We start from the raw sequence: 19008 nt of genomic DNA, 5'->3' as shown, positions 1-19008 counted from the left end.
TGGATACGTTTTTATTTACCTGGATCTATCCAATATGATCTTTGGTGCTCGGTTGATCAGATTCCATATATCTCTGTACCCATTTTTACTTTCTTGATGTCTTTCTCTATGATCGAAAGCCTGTTCTTATCGACTTTAAGGCCTGCAAGCTGTTCAATGAACCAGATGGATTTTACATGGTCATCAGGGGGAAGCTTCCAATCAGATTTTTCAATATAGTAATCGATACCTTCTGCATACCTGATAAGTTCCACACGCACGTCTTCATTTATCCATCCCAGCTCTTCATAGAAGGACAGGATATCTGAAAGATGATTACATCCCACAAGCTCCATAAGGAATTCTAACCATTCCATACAGAGTTTCATATTTGTGGAATTTTTAATTATATTATTCAAATGAACATTCTCACCGTGACTTTTGTAGCTTCTGGCTCCAATGGCTTTAAATTCTTTCTCTACAAATTCAGTTAGGGATATCAGTTCATTCTTAAAAAGTTCACCACGTTCGTCGGTCTCAGCTTTGAACTCTTTGTTCGTATTGTGTGCTTTTTCTAAGCTTCTGATTATGTCGGAAGCTACAGATCTTAATTCGTGTATGTTCTTTTGCGATTCGTCTTGTATCTGGGTAAGTAGTGTCAGTGACTCATCAATTTTATCGATGCGATCGTTCGTTTCAAATATCTCTGCAGATCTTGAATTACCGAATTCTGTTATTTTCTGTATATGGGAGAATATCATTGCATTTGAGCTTGTAAGTTCAGCAATGTTTTCTTCAATGGATGCAAGTCCGGTCTGAAGTTCGCTATTATCGGAGTGAATATTTTCCAGAGTATCTTCTAATTCACTGATTCTTTTTTCGATTTTAGCAATATGATTCGTAGATTCTTCGATTCTGGCATTGATGCTGGAATTGGTGTTTTCACTATCATTTTTGATAACGGTTAGTGATTGTTCCAGCTCTCCAATATTTCCGGTAAGGGTGCCAATGTTCGTATAAAGAGATTCTTGAGATCGTTTTGAATCGGCAAGCTCTTTTTTTATTTCATCCATTGCTTCTATAGAAAGAGTTAGGGGTGAGCTTTCCACTTTTTCAATGATCTCTTCTTTCTCAATGATTATCGCATTCTCGATTGGTACTACTGTTCGAATATCGTCCAAATTAACATTTTCACTTATATCAATAGGGGGAATAGCTTTGTTTTCAGAACTTATGCCCTTATGATTTTGTTCTGATACTGCTGGGGATTCTTTATCCTGATCTGTATATTCAGGTGCAATTGGTTGGAATTCTTCCATTCTGTCGATTAATTTTTTCTTTTGAGCGATCCTTTTCAATGCATCTGTTATTGAAGCCAGGAATCCTTTCCCTTTTTTATTTGGTATTGATTTTGATGCTTCTTGAGCAGCTTTAGCGATCGGTGGCAATGTGGATTCGCGAGTTGCTGTAAATTCAGCTTCATTAATTGGTGGGAACACAGGTTTCTCAGTTGCTGTAAATTCAGTTTCATTAATTGATGGGAAAACAGGTTCCTCAGTTGCTGTAAATTCATCTTCATTAATTGATGGGAACACAGGTTCTTCAGTTGCTGTAAATTCAAATTCATTAATTGATGGGAACACAGGTTCCTCAGTTGCTGTAAATTCATCTTCATTAATTGATGGGAACACAGGCTCTTCAGCTACTGTAAATTCATCTTCATTAATTGATGGGAACATAGCTTCATCATTATTATTTTCAACCAATGGGGGTATATCGTTGTCAGGAAAGTCTGGTTCAAATAATGGTAAAGATGCTTTTTTATCATCCTTTTGGCTAGTTTTTTGAATTCTATCAATGACTGCTATATTCGATACAGTCCGCTCTACTTGATTTATGTGGACATTATCGTTTTCAAAGGGCTTGACCATGGTTATATTTTCATCTTTATCGATAGGATCAGATGTTATCTTTGGAATAAATGCCGGATGTACGGTTATTTCCGGTTTGTTATCTGGACTATTTTTTGCTTCAGAGGGTTTGATGGCATTTGCAAAAATATCCGGGGCGATTTCAGAGTCCACATCAACAGATATGTCGTTCTTCTTTTCAGATTCCCAAGGTAGGTTGGGTTCAGGCGAATGCTCATTAGAGGTATTTGCATTTCCTTTTTTATTTTCCCATGGTAGTTCACTCATTGTGGATCAACTTTTGAGTTCGATGAATTCATGATATGTGAGTAAATAGTATATATTATTGAAAATGGATTCACTCCACAGATCGAAAGTATTTCTATATTTCATCTTATATATGTCTGATATTTATTTAAGTATTACTGAATATATTTCAGTTTCTTATCAGAAATACATTTGCTTGACGCAAAAGCTGAATAATTAGAAAAGAGCTTTTTATGGTAAGAAGTTGATGTGCGATTTTACTTTGAAGTAAATAATAAGATACCCTAAGACCAACATCCCAAGTGAAACTAACCACGCCCATCTTAATATGCGTGCTAGATTTTCAGGTCGAGTTAATAAAGAAAAAGCTCTGTCGGCCAGATTTGGCCGATCAGATGAGTTTTGTTGCATGAGAAAGCCTTATGCTTTTTTGATTCTCTTCAAGCGGAATGTATTTTCTCTTTCCATTTCTTCAAGACGCAGGCGAATGAATACCATTGCTTCTGTGAGTTCAGGAATGACCTTGAACTCAAGAGCATTGACACGCCTCTTTGTCTTTTCGATGTCATCAAGAAGCTTCTTCATGGTTGTTTCGATCTCTGCTGCCAGAATTATCTTTTCAACCAGTTCTTCATATGAATCGACTGCTTCATCAATGTAAGAGCTTGTTCCGAGAAGTCCGTATCCACGCTTGTTTATGGGTTTACGCACACTTGAGGATTCGATCTTTGGCACTACTACGCCCATGATGTTGTGGCTTTCGAGCACGATCTGTGGTGCATCCTTCATTGCAAATGCAGTGGATTTTATGGTTATTCTGCCTTCCACTGATTCTGCGATGCCGATCTTCACATTGGCCTTTTCATAGGCAGCATCCAACTCGGAGCGAACATCCTTTGCTTTGCTAAGAATGTCAAAGAACTCAAGGATAAGACCGTCCCTTTTCATTTTAAGCAGCTTGTGGCCGCCTTCTGAAAGTTTGATCTTTTTCTTCAGCTCAATGAGTTCTGAACGAGTCGGTTTTACTTCTTTTGCGCCCATTGTGATCCCTCAATACTGATTCACTCGCTTTTCTGGTGAGCAGGGTGGTACTTGTCAAGGTACTTGTTATCGATCCTGGTAAGCTGTGCTTCAGGCAGCTCTGCAAGGATCTCCCATGCGATTCTTAGTGTATCGTCGATGGTACGGTCCTCGTCTCTGCTCTGGCGTACAAACCTGTCTTCGAACAAGTCAGCAAATTCCAACATCTTCCTGTCTCTTTCGGACAGTGCTTCTTTACCAACGATAGCAACAAGTCCACGAAGGTCACGGCCTTCTGCGTATGCTGCATACATCTGGTCAGACACTGCTTTGTGATCGTCCCTTGTCTTCCCTTCTCCGATACCGGAGTTCATAAGACGTGAGAGTGATGGCAATACATTGATCGGTGGGTAGATACCCTTCCTGTGAAGTTCACGGGATACCACGATCTGTCCTTCGGTGATGTAGCCGGAAAGATCAGGGATCGGGTGGGTAATATCGTCACCAGGCATTGTAAGGATGGAGAACTGAGTAACAGATCCCTTAATTCCTTTGATAACTCCTGCCCTTTCATACAGTGATGCAAGGTCAGTGTACATGTAACCTGGGTAACCACGTCTACCTGGTACCTCTTCTCTTGCTGCTCCCATCTGACGGAGTGCTTCACAGTAGTTTGTGATATCTGTCAGAATTACGAGTACGTGCATATCATGTTCGTATGCAAGGTACTCTGCAGCTGTAAGAGCCATCCTTGGAGTAACGATACGCTCAACAGCAGGGTCATCTGCAAGGTTCAGGAAAACAACAGCTCTCTCAAGAGCGCCGGTCTTTTCGAAATCGTCCATGAAGTACTGTGCTTCTTCGTTAGTGATACCCATTGCAGCGAAAACTACCGCAAAAGGTTCATCGCTACCAGGAACTTTAGCCTGCCTTGCGATCTGAAGTGCAATCTCGTTATGTGGGAGACCTGATCCGGAGAAGATAGGAAGTTTCTGTCCTCTCACAAGGGTGTTTGTACCGTCGATGGTGGAAATACCTGTCTGAATGAAATCTTCTGGTGGCATCCTGGAATATGGGTTCATTGATGCACCATTGATGTCTACTCTCTTGTCAGGTATGATCCTTGGTCCGCCATCCAGTGGTTCACCAGCTCCTGAAAGGATCCTGCCAAGCATATCCTTTGATACAGGGAGTTTGATGGTCTCACCACTGAATACTACACCTGATTCCTCGTTGAGTCCTACTGTACCTTCGAAGACCTGTACGACTACCATATCTGCAGAGGTATCGAGTACCTGTCCTCTCTTGGTGGTTCCATCAGGAAGGTTGATCTGGACAAGTTCACCATATCCTACAGGCTCGGTCTTCTCAAGGAAAATAAGTGGTCCGGAGACCTCTACAATCGTTTTGTATTCTTTGGTCATGTTCAGTTGCCTCCGATCTGTGCAAATTCTTCATCCATCTTCTTCATGACTACGTCAAGCGCTGCATCGAAGTTTTCTTCGAATTTCACTTTTGCGAGTTCATCCTTTGATTTGATGGTGATGATCTTGTTCATTGGAACTCCTGATTCAAGTGCAGCTGTTGCCAACTCTCCATATCTGGTGATAGATTTGAGGAGCTTGTACTGCTTGTCGAACGGACAGTATGTGTCAACTGGGTGGAATGCGTTCTGCTGGAGGAAATATTCCCTTACCATACGTGCAACTTCAAGTGTGAGTTGCTGATCTTCCGGAAGTGCATCGGAACCTACGAGCTGCACGATCTCCTGAAGTTCGGATTCCTGCTGGAGAAGGTCCATTGCATCATCCCTGAGCTGTGTCCAGTCAGCTCCGACGTTCTCGCTGTACCAGTCAGCAAGTCCCTGGGTGTACAGGCTGTAACTTGTAAGCCAGTTAATGGATGGGAAGTGTCTCCTCTGTGAGAGCTTTGCATCAAGTGCCCAGAATACCTTTACGATACGAAGGGTGTTCTGTGTTACAGGCTCTGAGAAGTCACCACCAGGTGGTGATACTGCACCAATTACAGTAATTGAACCATCAAGTCCTGCAAGGGAGTTAACTGCTCCTGCACGCTCATAGAATTCAGAGAGTCTTGCAGAGAGGTATGCTGGATAACCTTCTTCTCCAGGCATTTCTTCAAGCCTTGAAGAAATTTCTCTCATTGCTTCTGCCCATCTTGAACTTGAGTCTGCCATAAGTGATACATCGTATCCCATGTCTCTGTAATACTCTGCAATTGTGATTCCAGTGTATACAGATGCTTCACGAGCAGCTACAGGCATGTTGGATGTATTTGCGATAAGAACTGTCCTCTCCATGAGTGGACGACCTGTCTTTGGATCCTCGAGTTCCGGGAACTCGTTCAATACATCAGCCATTTCATTGCCGCGTTCTCCGCAACCGATGTAAACCACAATATCAGTGTCACTCCACTTAGCAAGCTGCTGCTGAGTAACTGTCTTTCCTGATCCGAATGGACCTGGGATTGCAGCTGTTCCGCCTTTTGCTATAGGGAACATACCATCAAGGATTCTCTGTCCTGTAATAAGAGGCTTGGTTGGCATGAGTTTCTTTGCTACAGGGCGTGGTCCTCGTACTGGCCACTTCTGCATCATTGAGATCTCTGTTCCATCTGTGAGAACACAGATGGTCTCATCGACCTTGAAGCTACCTGCTTTTATCTCTTTGATAGTACCAGAGATCGATGGTGGGACCATGATCTTGTGCTCGATATTTTTGGTCTCCTGGACCAAACCGAGTATGTTACCACCTTTTACCTCATCGCCTTTGCTTACTGTTGGTTTGAACTCCCAGACCCTTTCACGGTCCAGTCCGTTTGCGGTAACTCCTCTCTGAATGAAGTTGCCCATCTTTTCCTGCAACACAGGCAGAGGTCTCTGAATACCATCATAAATACTTTCTAATAATCCGGGTCCAAGTTCAACGGACAAAGGCAATCCGGTGTTCATTACAGGTTCTCCCGGTTTGAGACCGGAAGTATCTTCGTATACCTGAACAGTAGCCTGTTCGCCTTTGATCCTGATGACTTCTCCCATCAGTCCCTCGTGACCTACTTTGACCACGTCGTACATTCTCGGCTTAATTCCTATAACCGTAACAACAGGTCCTGCCACACGATAAATTTCACCATTTACTTCCACAGATCTACACCTACCGATTGTTTTATCTTTTCCCTTAAGTTCGAACTTTCACCAGTTCCTCCGAGAGTGACCACGGTTGGGTCAACAGACTCACTAAGAGTATCTCTCAGAATTTCCGGTAGTTTATTAAAGTCATCTTCATGTATCACAAAGATACCTACATCTGAATCTTTAAGCACTTTTGTGACAACAGATTCCAACTCATCACTTTTAGCTTCGTATATCTTTTTAATACCAGCTAGTCTGAATCCTGTTACAAACTCGCTGCTACCTACTACTGCTAATTCCATTAGATCACCAACTGGTTCCTGATTATTTCTTCATCAAGATTTGCTGCTTTTCCGCGCAGAATGATACGCAAATTGTGTACTTCGTTCGTCTTGTTCAGTATGTAATCCATGATCGGAACAATGGATAATGGGTACACATGTGAAAAGCTTGAAGCGGATTTGATGTTGGACCTCGTGAGTTGAGTTTCCAGTTCTATCAGTGAATCCATTTCAGTTTTTACTATTCCAGATATATCTTCCCAATAAGGATACTTCTCAAGTGACTGAACAAATTCACTGAATGGAAGTGGTAATAGCTTTTCAATCTCTTTAATACTTAAATGAAGACCGCCTTCTAGAATCAGGTCTGCAATTTCATCCTTTTCCACACCGGCATTCTTCAACCTGAAAAGGGTACTCAGGTTCTTTATGTCGATCTCAGTACGGATAAACTTTGAGAACAGTTTACTATCATTGGATTTTGGATTGTTTACTGTAGTGGACAGTCCGGTATAGTACATCTTATCAAGTTTGTTTTCGATATCAGAGAGGTTTGTCCCATCATATTCTTTTAATGTTGGGTAATAATCGGTTCCACTGAGAGCATCGATGATGCTTTCATATGATTCTTTTTCTGAAAGGCTTAACAAAAACGGATAAGACAGTTGTCCGGCGGAGACTATGCTATCATTGATCTCTTCTACAGATGCACCACAGTACTTTCCACGCAGAATGGTCTTGATGCTCCATATATCATATTTTCTAAGATATTCAGAGATCAGATAGTTCAACTCTCCTTCGGAGATATTGATCAGTTTTGTAAAAGTGACCGCAAGATTCCTGTTCAATGCGTGTTCAAATAGATCCACACCGTCATATGTTCTTGCCAGTTCATCGACATCCTGCTTATACTGTGACTCTTCGATAAAACGGGTGATCTCGTCGATTCCCATATTCATTAATCTAGGATACACTTCTCTAGGAAGAAGATTGCTTTTCATCGCGCGAACGCGTGCAGTCACATAAGCGTAATTGGAGCTACTTCCGCTCTGCTTCAGACTACTTTTTCTTGTGAATTTTTGCAAAAGCCGCATTTGGATATCACCCGAACAAGATATCAGATGTCTGTTTCAATGATTGCTCATTAACATTCTTCAAGATCATATCGTATGTATAATCTAAACGAACTGTTCCATCACTGTTTTCTATGGTCAATCCGCCAATACAATCTATATTGCCAGCGTATTCAAGAGAGGACAACTTTCTTACAAGTTTTTCTGAGTCCTTGTTAGAGTATATGTTACTGCCATTGCTATCATTTTCATCAATGATCGCTTTTAACAGTTCTTCCTGCTTTGATCCAGGAAGTGATACAATAGAATCTATTGCATTGTTGTATACCTTGTCGAGGACTTCTTTGCGAGCATTAAGCATTGCACGTTTGACTTCCAGATTTGCACTGGATATCTCTTGTTGGCGTAATCGCTTGATATCATCCTCGGCTTTTGCCAGGCGGTCTCCCATGATCTTCTTTGCAGTCTGCCTTGCATCATCAAGTATCTGTGATACTTCCGCATCAGCATCTGCATTAATCACGTTTACTTCTGTCTGTGCAGCACTCATGATATCTTTTATAACTGTCTCGAGTCCCATGCTCTGACACCTCCAAAGAATTTAAGAGCAAAAATAGCTCTTAAATCTACTTATTTAATAAGTAATGCGACGACAAGTCCAAAGATAACGATTGTTTCTGGAATTACGGTAAGGATCAAGCCTTTACCGAACAGACTTTCGTTCTCTGCCATTGCGCCGATCGCTGCTGCGCCGATATCCTTTTCTGCAATACCTGATGCAAGTCCAGTAAGTCCTACTGCGAGTCCTGCTCCAATTGCTTTTAATCCTGCCGGGTCCATCATTGTTGCTGCTGCTGCTGCGTCTACCATTTATTTATTCCTCCGTGTATTTCCTAATATATCCGAATGGGTTGTATTTTCTTCCGCCACCTTCGTAGAATTTACCGAAAAACTCTACATACTGCAATCTAAGTGCATGTAATCCAGGGGCTATTATACTCAGGACTGTGTTTAAAGCATGTCCGAATATGAATACGATTATTGCACCTATCACTGCCAAGATCCCACCCTGTGGAAGGATCATATCAAATGCTATGAGATTGACAGTTGATGCAATATAGATTGATGACAATCCTACTGCTATTAAACGAGTGTAGGAAAGTGCATTACTTAACAAGCTAGGTAATTCAATAGGTCCTTTTACGCCTTCTCCTTTTACGAGCATGACGAATCCCATAAGGAACACTATGGTCCCTACTATTTCCGTAGGAGCGATACCTGTGTAACCAAGTACTCCCAGAATAAGTCCAAGTTCTACCACAAACCAGCTGCCTTTTTCGAACATAGCTGTGGCAAATCCGTGTTTTCTATTCTCGTTTATGAATCCGAGTACATATCCAAAATTGATATGAAGCAGACCGATAAGTGCTGTTGCAGCGATCATCGTCATAACAATGTGTGTACGGTGTATTGGATATGTAATAACTTCTCCGCCAAGGGGGGAGTTAAATAGAGTTATGGTTTCAAATCCCGCTATCAATCCAGGCACAACACCGTGATCGGTATGTAAACTTGCAAGTGAGAACCCAAGGAACTCACCATAAAGAACACCAAAGATCAATGTTGATATCTGACAATAGATAAGTACGTTCATCAAAGGCTTTATTGCATCAGACTTAACCATTTTCTTGATGCCAAATGCAAGTGCTAAAAGGATCGCTGCATATCCGATGTCTCCCAGGATCATTCCATAGAAAAGTGGGAATGATATGAAGATTAGGGAAGTGGGGTCGATCTCCTTGTACTTTGGACGTGCATAAAGATCCATGATCTCCTGAAATGGTTGGGAGACCTTTGGATTATCATATTTGATCGGTATGATATCTGTATCAGCGTTCTCAATTTCCTGTTTTGAAACAAAAGCTCGTCCGCTTGTAGCAGATTCAATTGTTTTTTCAAGAATTGGGAACTGATCGTCAGGTATCCACCCATCAATGATGAATGTGTGTTCTGATGTTGCAATCTTTACTGGAGCCTCTGCCTTCTCGGCTTCGATAGTAAGCAATTCTTCACTGGCAAGTATGAATTCAAAATACTTCTCCTTAATGGAGATTATATCTGTTTCCAGTAAAACCATCTGTTGCTTTATACCTTCTTCTTCCTTTGCAATATCTGCTATCAGGGTTGAAGGGGTTCCGCTTATCTCTGGTATCCTTAATTCTCTGAATTCGAAATTAGAAAGGATCTCTGAGATATTTGCTTCATCGTCTTTCTTAATAAACAATACTAATGTCCCGGTATTCTGGTCATATTCCATCTCGTAGGTGGATGTCACCTGTGAGATAGCAGAGCCAACGTTCTCTTTGACAGAACCTGCAAAGACCTTAATGCTCTCATAGTTACGGTATAATTCCATATCTATAGGAATTGCCATAAATGGGGTAAGATCTTTCTTCAGTGCTTCGAGTTCCTTAAGACGTGAATCCAATTCAGACCGTTTCTCTGTTTTAACAGTAACCTCGATATCAAGCTGATCCAGCATTGAATCAAGCTCATTGGAAATAGTTGTATCCTTCTGTTTTGGTATTATTTCATTTTTAATACCAAGGAATGATGATATTGATCTTAATTGGATAAGTTTCTTAGAAACATCGCCTGCATTTTTGAATGGTCTGCCTAGCTTAAGTCCGGAACCGTCTTCATTGTAATTCTCAAGGTGGAACAAGTTACTACCGTGAAGTGCTTCCACGGTCGCTTCCATTATGTCCTTGTGTCCTACAATGATGGCACGACACATTTGTTTTGGCTTAAGCATGTATTGCCCTCTCAAACTCTGTTATCAGGTTTTCAACGGCTTTGTCAACGTTTGCTTCAGCTTTAACACTGATCCTTTTGGCTTCGTTCACTCCGTTGGAGATAATATCTTCAGATTCTTGTTTAATAGTTTCTTCAGCTGACTTTAGTGCATTCTGGGCAGATTTTGCTGCATCATTTTCCGCCTGCTTGATGATCTCTCTGGCTTCATTACGAGCTGCTAAATTGCGCTCGTTCTTGTTCTTAAGCCCTTCTTCCACCATTTTGGCCGCACTTTGTTCTGCTTCCTTGATTTCGGATAAGATTTTGTCTTTGGCCATATAAATCCTCGATACATCTATAATTATGTTAACTTGGCGTAATTTACACTCCCTATATCAAACTTGCATATAAATTAATCGGTTATGCCTTTCTGTCTGCGGAAATGTTAATAATTTATCATGGGAATTATGCGAAAAATCTTAAATTCTGACTAACTGCAAACTTTGTCCATAGTTGTCAGAACAAATAAATAGTAAATATTCAAATATCTCTCTTGATCGTCTATTTATGTCTCAGCTCTTCTGAGGTAAATCAACTCGCAATGGAATTTGAGCATCCTTTGGTATGGTGTGTATATATTTCTGCCTGAACTCCGGGTTGCGCATCATACAATAATCCGCAGAACCTTTGTAAGCCGCATGTTTTCCCATACGTTTCCATATCTCTTCAAGGCCATTTTCTCTAACGTTCCCGAAAGAGAGCGGTGTATAAGCGCATGGCATAACATCTCCACCCGCAGCAACATGCACCCATCTCCTGCCTGCAAAACAACCGAACTGTTCAGGTCCGTTGAAATAAGGGAATGCAGTGACTCTGGGCCCGTCCGTTTCCTTATTTTTACTCTTCTGGAACCTTTCGAGCCTTACTACATCTTTCTGGGTAATGGTCTCGTCCTCATGGTCGAGCCATCTTCCTACAGCAATTATCTCATAGATAGACATTTCCTGCATACTAAGATTATCTGCTAGAGTATAGAATTCCTCAAGGTCATCAATATTATCCGGTGATACCACAACGAACATATCTGCCATGATCCCTGCATTCAGCGTATTCCTTATGCCTGTCATACTGTTCTGGAATGCCCCTTCACGGCCCCTTACACGGTCATGCTCTTTCTCATCCGGACTATCTACGCTGATGTGTGCTGAATAAAGGCCTGCAGTCTTAAGGTCCTGTGCCCGTTCGGGTGTCAACTTGAAGCCTGATGTAAAACATGTGGCTATTGCCTTTGTTTTATCAACACTGGCGACCATGTCTGCAATATCGCTTCGAAGCATGGTCTCACCACCATCGAAAGATATCAGGTATGCTCCAAGGTCTATTGCTTCATTGACCACCCTGTTTACCTCTTCAAGTGTAAGTTCGGGGTCTGCAACAATGCCGGCAGCACCACAGTGTATGCAATTGTATGGGCATCTGTCTGTTATCCCGATCGAGAACTGGTCAGGGATACGTTTTTTCATAACTGCGCCGATCTGTGCACTTATGACCCTATTGAATGCGGGACTTGGGACGGGTGGCACCCATGTGGAAAAAATGATATTCTCATCGTCCACTAATATTGGCTTCTCTTCCCGAAATATCTTATTAATGCGTTTTATCACAGGTTTTGATACAACTGATAGTGGTCCTTCTGTATCGAGAACGACCTTTCCATTCTCCGTACTGGCATTTACTTTGATAACTGATTTGTCATATACCCGCATATTGTTCACCTGGATCTGATAGATTTTTCAATGTTTTTGGAAGCATTTCCATTGTAATATGGTCTGTAACTGTCATGAGCTTGCTTCTTGAATCGGAAGGATCGAACTCTTCCAATATGTCTTTTGCCATTCTCACGTTCTCCATTGCCAGCAAGATCGCCTTCTCTACTGCGCTCTCATATGGCATGGTCCTTCTATATATCTGCAAGATCGATATGGACTTATTGTCAGACTTCTTGTTATCGATATTCTGCGTATATTCCAGAAGGTCGTCAACGATCTGATATGCTCTTCCGAGCTTTCTCCCATAATTCTTCAATTTACTTGCAGTCTTCTCATCAGCACCTGCTATATATGCACCCATGACCGCACTAGCCGCAAAGAGGGATGCGGTTTTCTTATCGATGCAATCAAAATAGTTCATCTCTGCAAAATCCTCGGATGTGCTTTTTATGTCAATGGTCTCTCCCTCTGCCATTGCCATTCCTGCACGTCCGAACTCTTGTACTACTGGTGTACTGTATATTGAAATAAGTTCAATGGACTTTGAGATCATATAATCTCCAGCAAGCATGGCAGCTGCTGGTCCGAACTTTTTATGTGCGGACTCTACTCCTCTTCGCATGACCCCTTCGTCCAGGATATCATCGTGTATAAGGGATGCTGAGTGGATAAGCTCAATAGCAAGTGCTGCATTGGTGCAATTCTCGGATCCTTTTCCGCATATTCTGGAAGCCAGTAGTAATATTATAGGTCTGACCTTCTTTCCGCCCGACCTGCATATATGTCCGACAACTTTCTTCATCTGGGGTGAATCATCCATGTCGCTTATCATTTCGTTCATGGCATCGGTGATCTGCCGGTATTCATCCCATTGTTCGATATTCATCGCATGTCCTCATAATGTGAATTTAATATGTTTCATTTTTCATTCGGAATACTTTGAAGGGCAGCCAATAACAATTTGTTCTGCCTCTATCTTTGATTCTGATATCATGGTCCCTGTAAGACTAATGCTATTCCCTTCTACTATATTTGCAGGGAGGTCAGCTGTGTATTCAATATCTATCTCATGTTCCTTGTCTTCAGCATCCACGAGGGTGAATGAGACCATTTCCGGTGAGATGCTCAATGTCCCATTTTTGACAAGTCCCATTGTACTGACTTTCTGCCCGACATGGTCCTGCGGGCTGGTTGTGATATCTGAGACCATCAAATATCCCTGTTCGACATCAACGCCCCAAAGTCCGATCACCATAACTGCTACTATTGCAAGAATGGTGAGGATCGCCTTTCGTTTTTTATTCATTTGCAAACACCATCAATCTTTAAGTTTTCGGATCAGGGATGCAAGACGTAAGCGTGTGCGTATCAGATAAACAATGTAGGAAAGTATTATTATCCATGTAATTGCGAATGCAGTCTGAAATGCCTGATATCCCATTGCCATATCTTATCATCCTTAGCTCCAAAAAGAGCATTATATGTTGTTATTTTATGTATCTTGACGATACGATTTATATGGGTTCTGTGTAGTATAGTTCCATACTATTTAAGCAAATTGAAAGAATTGCCTTTGATAATAGCTTACATTATATTAAGTAAATAGGAGTATGATCATACATGGTAAAACCTCCACGACTTATAGCATGGGAATTGACATGGGGATGTAATCTTGCATGTGTTCATTGCAGAGGTTCATCTACATCGGAGATACCTGAGGGTGAACTTTCCACGTCTGAAGCAAAACATTTTGTCGATGAGATCGTAGAGATGGGGGATCCCATTCTCATTCTGACAGGAGGCGAACCTCTTGTTCGCAAGGATGTCTATGAGATCGCAAGATACGCTACTGACAAAGGTCTGCGTGTGGCTCTTGCGACCAACGGCACCCTTCTCAATGACGGTGTTGTGAAAAAACTGAAAGATGCAGGAGTGCAGCGTGTCAGTATAAGCATCGATGGTTCAACTGCACAGACACATGACGACTTCCGCGGAGTTCCCGGTGCATTCGAGAGCTCGATGCGTGGTATCGAGTACCTGAAAGCAGGCGGCCTTGGTTTCCAGATAAATACGACCATAACAAAAAGGAACATCGATGAGATCCCTGCCATTCTTGAAATTGCAACCAATATTGGAGCGGAAGCCCATCATATCTTCCTTCTTGTGCCAACAGGCAGAGGTAAGGAACTCGAGAACGAAGAGATCCCTCCTGCTGAATATGAACGCGTGCTGAACTGGTTCTATGATCAGCAGAAGCACGTCAAGATCCAGTTGAAGGCCACATGCGCTCCTCACTATTTCAGAATAATGCGACAGCGTGCGAAAAGAGAAGGCACTGAGGTCACTGTTAAGACACATGGTTATGAAGCAATGACTCGTGGCTGTCTCGGAGGCATAAGCTTTTGCTTTGTTTCCAGTACAGGGGATGTCCAGCCCTGTGGATATCTTCCAGTTATCGCAGGCAATATAAAGGAAAAGAGCTTCAAGGAGATCTGGGAAGATTCAGTACTTTTCAACGATCTTCGCGATTATGATAAGCTCGGTGGTAAATGCGGAAGATGTAGCTACAAAAATGTATGTGGCGGCTGTCGTGCCCGTGCTTATGCAGCCACTGGTGACTACATGGCGGAAGAGCCATACTGTATATATAATCCCAGATGAACTCTGGTTATGGGAAATATTAATAATCTAATGATAGCATGAACTCTGCCTAGCATCCAGATCGATTGCAAATAAAAATGGTGTTAATTTACATGATACAACTTGATGAGGTCGATAAGTCGATCCTGAACCTGATACAGCTGGATTTTCCTCTTGATCCTCACCCATTTGAGAAATTAAGCCAGCAGCTTGGTATTTCTGAAGAGGACTTGCTGGTACGCATGGAACGACTTAGCAGGAAAGGCGCAATAAGGCGTATAGGTCCGGTCATCAACACGAAAAGGGTTGGTGGCATCAGTACACTTGTTGCAATGGAGGTGCCGGAATCCCGCATCGATGAGGTCGCAGAATTGATCAATAGTCATCAGGAAGTTTCTCACAACTATTTGCGTCAGGCGGATTATAACATCTGGTTCACAGTTTCCGCTGCGAACCGGGAACGTCTGGAGCAGATAATATACGACCTCAAGGATGAGACCGGTTGTCCACTGATCGATCTTCCGACAAAACGCCTCTTTAAGATCGGGGTGAAATTCGATGTCAGATAATAATATTCAAATGGATGAGCTTGATACACGTCTTCTCAAATTGACCCAGGATGGGATCCCGTTTACTCATTCTCCTTTTGCTGATGTGGCAAAGGAACTTGGCATGACCGAAGAGGATGTGGTCGATAGGATCAAGCATCTTCAGGTGAATGGTTTTATTCGAAGGTTCGGTGCATCTATCGGACATCGTGCGATTGGCATAACCGCAAATGCAATGTGCACCTGGAACGTTCCAGATGAGCTTGTCGAAGAGGTAGGTGCGGTCATGGCAGGTTTTTCTGAAGTGACACATTGCTACGAAAGACCTCGATATCCGGATTGGCCTTACAACCTCTTCACAATGGTGCATTCATATACTCGTGAAGATTGTGAGCATGTTGCTAAAGAGATATCCATTGCAACGGGGATCTCTGATTACAATCTTCTGTACAGTGTACGTGAATTTAAAAAGACTGGCGTGAGGCTGTAAATGACAGGGAGGGCCCTTGGTCGGAAATATCTGCCTCTTTTCATTGATATGGAAGGTCGAAAAGTGGTGGTTTTCGGTGGAGGTTCTGTGGGATTTCGAAAAGCCTCCCTCTTTGCAGAATACGCAGAAACTGTTGTAATAAGCATTGATCTATCTCCTGAGCTTGAAGAGCTTGCTTCCTCTTCAAAAGTTGAATTGATAAAATCAGACCTTTCCTCTGTTTCCGATGAATCTATACTTGACCTGATGGAAGATGCTTTTCTTGTAATTCCTGCAACGAACGTTCCTTCATTGAATGACAGGATAAGGGAGCTTGCACAAGGGTGTGGGATCCTTGTAAACCGCATTGATATGGCAGGGGAGGTCGTAATTCCTTCTGTTATACAACGGAATGGACTTTCCATAGGCATATCTACCTTTGGTTCAAGTCCTGCGGTCTCAAAATATACTCGCAGGAAACTGGAAGCTATAATCACTCCTCAATATGGGGAGATGATACGCTTGCAGGATGAGATGCGAACCTTGCTCAAAAGTAAAGTGGACTTGCAGAAAGAGCGTAAAGCCCTTCTCTGGAAGATACTTGAGGACAAGGCTATATGGGATGCCCTGGAAGTTTCGTATGAAAAAGGGTATAATGTAGCATACAATATAGTTCAGGAGCACCTGGACAAGAAAGGTTGATGTTATCATGAAATATTACATTAGGTTTAAGTTCAATGCTCGTATTCATGAGGACATGTTACACTTATCACACGCCGTCCGTGGAGGCTTGGAGTGACAGAAATATCCAGTATGGTAATCACGCACGCAAAGGCTACTGTTGAGGAAATGGAAGACTCCTGGCACGGCGACATCGACCTTGTCCTGAGCCAGCTTTACTCAAATGAGCTTGTTTATGAGTGTGCAGTCCTCAAGACCTGTAATCGTGTAGAGATATATGTGGTATCTTCAAAAGGTAGCAGTGTACTTTTCCACTATGCAAAAGAGATGGGCGTTTCCGCAAAGATCGTGGAGTTCTATGACCATGATGAATCGTTAAGACATCTGCTCAGGCTTGCATGCGGTCTCGAATCGATGATAATCGGGGAAGACCAGATCCTCGGTCAGATCAAGGACTTTTTCCTGATGGCCAAAGGGGCAGGAACTGTTGGTAAAGTGCTTAGTACCGCATTCAGCAAGGCGATCCAGGTGGGCAAGAGGGTCCGTACAGAGACCTTCATCAACAGGGGTGCAGTTTCCATTGCTTCGGCCGCGGTCGATCTTGCAGAGGATATCCTTGACGGTCTGAATGACAAGCACATTCTTGTGATCGGCACCGGTGAAATGGGCACATTGGTCACGAGAGCACTTTCACACCGGGATATGCATGTTATCTATCTTGCAAATCGTACTTACGAGAAGGCAAGGGACCTGGCTGAAGAACTTGGCGGGGAAGCCGTCATGTTCGACCAGCTGGAAAAATATGTCCGTGCTGCCGATGTGGTTATCAGTGCTACTTCTGCTCCTCATTATGTATTGAAAGGTGATCTTGTGGCTAAAGTTATGGAAGGCCGCGAGAACGAACTCCTTCTAATAGATATTGCAAGCCCGAGAGATATCGATCCTGCGGTCGAAGAAATTCCACATGTGATTCTCCGTAATATCGATGGTTTACGTGTTATTAATGAAAAGAACCTTCAGATGAGGATGGTGGAGGCCAAGAAGGCCGAGATCATCATTGATGATGAACTGGATATGGTGAAAGCTCAGTACAAACGTCAAAAGGCTGATGCTATCATATCGAATCTTTATAGCCAATCACATGGCCTCAGGCATAACGAAATGGAGCATGCCATCAATAAACTGAGTGCCTACCATACTATTGGGGAAATTGAACGCAAGGTGCTTGAAGATCTCACGCATGCGATCACTAATAAGATCCTTGCAGAACCCACCAAGAAATTACGCAACGCAGCGGAATATGATGACGATAAGTTCCTTGATTCCGTATCTCGTTTGTTTGATATACGACCGATTAAGAAGAACGATGGAATTACAAAATAAGAGTTGATACTAATGTTCCCACAGGTTAGAATGCGAAGGTTAAGAAGTGGTAAGATACGCGATCTGGTGCGGGAGACCTCACTTGGCGTAGATGACCTGATATATCCGATGTTCGTAGATGAGACCACTGATTCTTCCGTGGATATATCCTCTATGCCCGGAATACAGCGCTTGCCACTGGACAAAGTGGTAGATGATGCAAAGGAAGCAGCGGATCTAGGTATTCCTGCATTGGTACTGTTTGGTATTCCTAAGCACAAAGATGCTGTCGGGACCTGTTCTCATGGCGAGGATGACATCGTACAACAGGCGGTCCGAAGCATCAAGGAAGACCTTGGTAAAGATATGGTGGTCATCACCGATGTCTGTATGTGTGAATATACCGATCACGGTCACTGTGGTATTGTCGATATGGACACTGAGGACGTACTGAATGACCCTACTCTTGATATTCTCGGCAAGATCGCCACAAGTCATGTTGAAGCCGGAGCGGACATAGTTGCACCGTCAGGCATGATGGATGGTATGATAGGTGCTATCCGTAATTCTCTCGATGAAAACCATTTTGAGAACACTCCTATCATGTCCTATGCTGCAAAATACACTTCGGCATTTTACGGTCCATTCAGAGAGGCTGCTGATTCCGGTTTCCAGTTCGGTGACCGTTCAACGTATCAGATGGACCCTGCAAATTCAAATGAGGCTATCCGTGAAGCGGAACTGGATATTCTGGAAGGTGCAGATATAATAATGGTGAAGCCTGCTCTTCCTTATCTTGATATAATCTATCGCATTAAGAATGAGTTCAAGATGCCTACTGCTGCGTACAATGTCAGTGGGGAATATTCCATGCTAAAGGCGGCAGCTGAAAAAGGCTGGCTTGACGAGAAGTTGGTCATGTATGAATCCCTCCTTTCCATCAAGCGTGCAGGTGCTGATATGATACTGACGTATTTCGCAAAAGATCTCGCTCGTATGCTTAAATGAGCTTTGAGGGCAACAACGATATATTTCTAAGAAATACAAAATTTACAATTAAAT

General features: G+C 42.6%; 20 protein-coding genes. 6 read left to right on the top strand and 14 right to left on the bottom strand.

What is annotated here, in order from left to right; translation table 11 throughout:
• Window positions 1-56 precede the first annotated feature (56 nt).
• From MBUR_RS06400 to MBUR_RS13465, 14 genes are all read right to left on the bottom strand, one after another.
• A complete protein-coding gene (locus tag MBUR_RS06400; protein ID WP_011499314.1) occupies window positions 57-2177 on the bottom strand; it encodes a FlaD/FlaE family flagellar protein in 2121 nt (706 codons plus the stop codon).
• A gap of 399 nt (window positions 2178-2576) precedes the next feature.
• Entirely contained in the window at window positions 2577-3197 is a 621-nt protein-coding gene (locus MBUR_RS06395) for a V-type ATP synthase subunit D (RefSeq protein ID WP_011499313.1), read from the bottom strand.
• Window positions 3198-3217: 20 nt separating this feature from the next.
• Entirely contained in the window at window positions 3218-4600 is a 1383-nt protein-coding gene (locus tag MBUR_RS06390; RefSeq protein ID WP_011499312.1) for an ATP synthase subunit B, read from the bottom strand.
• 2 nt (window positions 4601-4602) lie between these two features.
• Entirely contained in the window at window positions 4603-6339 is a 1737-nt protein-coding gene (locus MBUR_RS06385) for an ATP synthase subunit A (protein WP_011499311.1), read from the bottom strand.
• Entirely contained in the window at window positions 6330-6629 is a 300-nt protein-coding gene (locus MBUR_RS06380; RefSeq protein WP_011499310.1) for a V-type ATP synthase subunit F, read from the bottom strand. Before MBUR_RS06380 ends, MBUR_RS06385 begins: the two co-directional genes overlap by 10 nt.
• On the bottom strand, window positions 6629-7702 hold the full coding sequence (locus MBUR_RS06375; protein ID WP_011499309.1) for a V-type ATP synthase subunit C: 1074 nt from the start codon (window positions 7700-7702) through the stop codon (window positions 6629-6631). The genes MBUR_RS06380 and MBUR_RS06375 overlap by 1 nt, the downstream gene beginning before the upstream one ends.
• A 7-nt stretch (window positions 7703-7709) precedes the next feature.
• The gene (locus tag MBUR_RS06370) at window positions 7710-8261 is read right to left on the bottom strand and encodes a V-type ATP synthase subunit E (RefSeq protein ID WP_011499308.1); all 552 of its coding nucleotides are present in this window, start codon (window positions 8259-8261) and stop codon (window positions 7710-7712) included.
• 50 nt (window positions 8262-8311) lie between these two features.
• Window positions 8312-8551, bottom strand: a complete 240-nt coding sequence (locus tag MBUR_RS06365; RefSeq protein ID WP_011499307.1) for a hypothetical protein — start codon at window positions 8549-8551, stop codon at window positions 8312-8314.
• Between the two features lie 4 nt (window positions 8552-8555).
• Entirely contained in the window at window positions 8556-10496 is a 1941-nt protein-coding gene (locus MBUR_RS06360; protein WP_011499306.1) for a V-type ATP synthase subunit I, read from the bottom strand.
• Window positions 10489-10815: an ATP synthase archaeal subunit H gene (gene ahaH, locus MBUR_RS06355; protein WP_011499305.1), complete on the bottom strand. Its 327-nt coding sequence runs from the start codon at window positions 10813-10815 to the stop codon at window positions 10489-10491. Before ahaH ends, MBUR_RS06360 begins: the two co-directional genes overlap by 8 nt.
• Window positions 10816-11049: 234 nt before the next feature.
• Window positions 11050-12243 carry a radical SAM protein gene (locus tag MBUR_RS06350; RefSeq protein WP_011499304.1) on the bottom strand — a complete coding sequence of 398 codons (1194 nt, stop codon included), beginning with the start codon at window positions 12241-12243 and terminating at the stop codon, window positions 11050-11052.
• On the bottom strand, window positions 12230-13132 hold the full coding sequence (locus MBUR_RS06345) for a polyprenyl synthetase family protein (protein ID WP_011499303.1): 903 nt from the start codon (window positions 13130-13132) through the stop codon (window positions 12230-12232). Before MBUR_RS06345 ends, MBUR_RS06350 begins: the two co-directional genes overlap by 14 nt.
• Window positions 13133-13171: 39 nt before the next feature.
• Window positions 13172-13552 carry a cytochrome c maturation protein CcmE gene (locus tag MBUR_RS06340; protein ID WP_011499302.1) on the bottom strand — a complete coding sequence of 127 codons (381 nt, stop codon included), beginning with the start codon at window positions 13550-13552 and terminating at the stop codon, window positions 13172-13174.
• Between the two features lie 12 nt (window positions 13553-13564).
• Window positions 13565-13693 (bottom strand): CcmD family protein, encoded by a 129-nt coding sequence (locus tag MBUR_RS13465; RefSeq protein WP_083754950.1) that lies wholly within the window; start codon window positions 13691-13693, stop codon window positions 13565-13567.
• Window positions 13694-13866: 173 nt separating this feature from the next.
• Between MBUR_RS13465 and ahbD the strand changes: the two genes are divergently transcribed.
• The 6 genes from ahbD to hemB all read left to right on the top strand — a co-directional run bounded on the left by ahbD (window position 13867) and on the right by hemB (window position 18954).
• Entirely contained in the window at window positions 13867-14907 is a 1041-nt protein-coding gene (gene ahbD / locus MBUR_RS06335; RefSeq protein ID WP_011499301.1) for a heme b synthase, read from the top strand.
• Between the two features lie 92 nt (window positions 14908-14999).
• Window positions 15000-15455 carry a siroheme decarboxylase subunit alpha gene (gene ahbA, locus MBUR_RS06330; RefSeq protein ID WP_011499300.1) on the top strand — a complete coding sequence of 152 codons (456 nt, stop codon included), beginning with the start codon at window positions 15000-15002 and terminating at the stop codon, window positions 15453-15455.
• Entirely contained in the window at window positions 15445-15924 is a 480-nt protein-coding gene (gene ahbB, locus MBUR_RS06325; RefSeq protein WP_011499299.1) for a siroheme decarboxylase subunit beta, read from the top strand. The genes ahbA and ahbB overlap by 11 nt, the downstream gene beginning before the upstream one ends.
• Window positions 15925-16605 (top strand): precorrin-2 dehydrogenase/sirohydrochlorin ferrochelatase family protein, encoded by a 681-nt coding sequence (locus MBUR_RS06320; RefSeq protein ID WP_011499298.1) that lies wholly within the window; start codon window positions 15925-15927, stop codon window positions 16603-16605.
• Between the two features lie 93 nt (window positions 16606-16698).
• Complete coding sequence (gene hemA, locus MBUR_RS06315; RefSeq protein WP_011499297.1) at window positions 16699-17967, top strand: glutamyl-tRNA reductase; 1269 nt, start codon at window positions 16699-16701, stop codon at window positions 17965-17967.
• Between the two features lie 12 nt (window positions 17968-17979).
• Window positions 17980-18954: a porphobilinogen synthase gene (gene hemB, locus MBUR_RS06310; RefSeq protein WP_048063283.1), complete on the top strand. Its 975-nt coding sequence runs from the start codon at window positions 17980-17982 to the stop codon at window positions 18952-18954.
• The last annotated feature ends 54 nt before the right edge of the window (window positions 18955-19008 follow it).

Origin of the sequence: Methanococcoides burtonii DSM 6242 (assembly GCF_000013725.1) — an archaeon.
In the GTDB taxonomy this organism is placed as follows: Archaea; Halobacteriota; Methanosarcinia; order Methanosarcinales; family Methanosarcinaceae; genus Methanococcoides; species Methanococcoides burtonii.
This window is presented reverse-complemented; position numbering and strand designations above follow the sequence as displayed.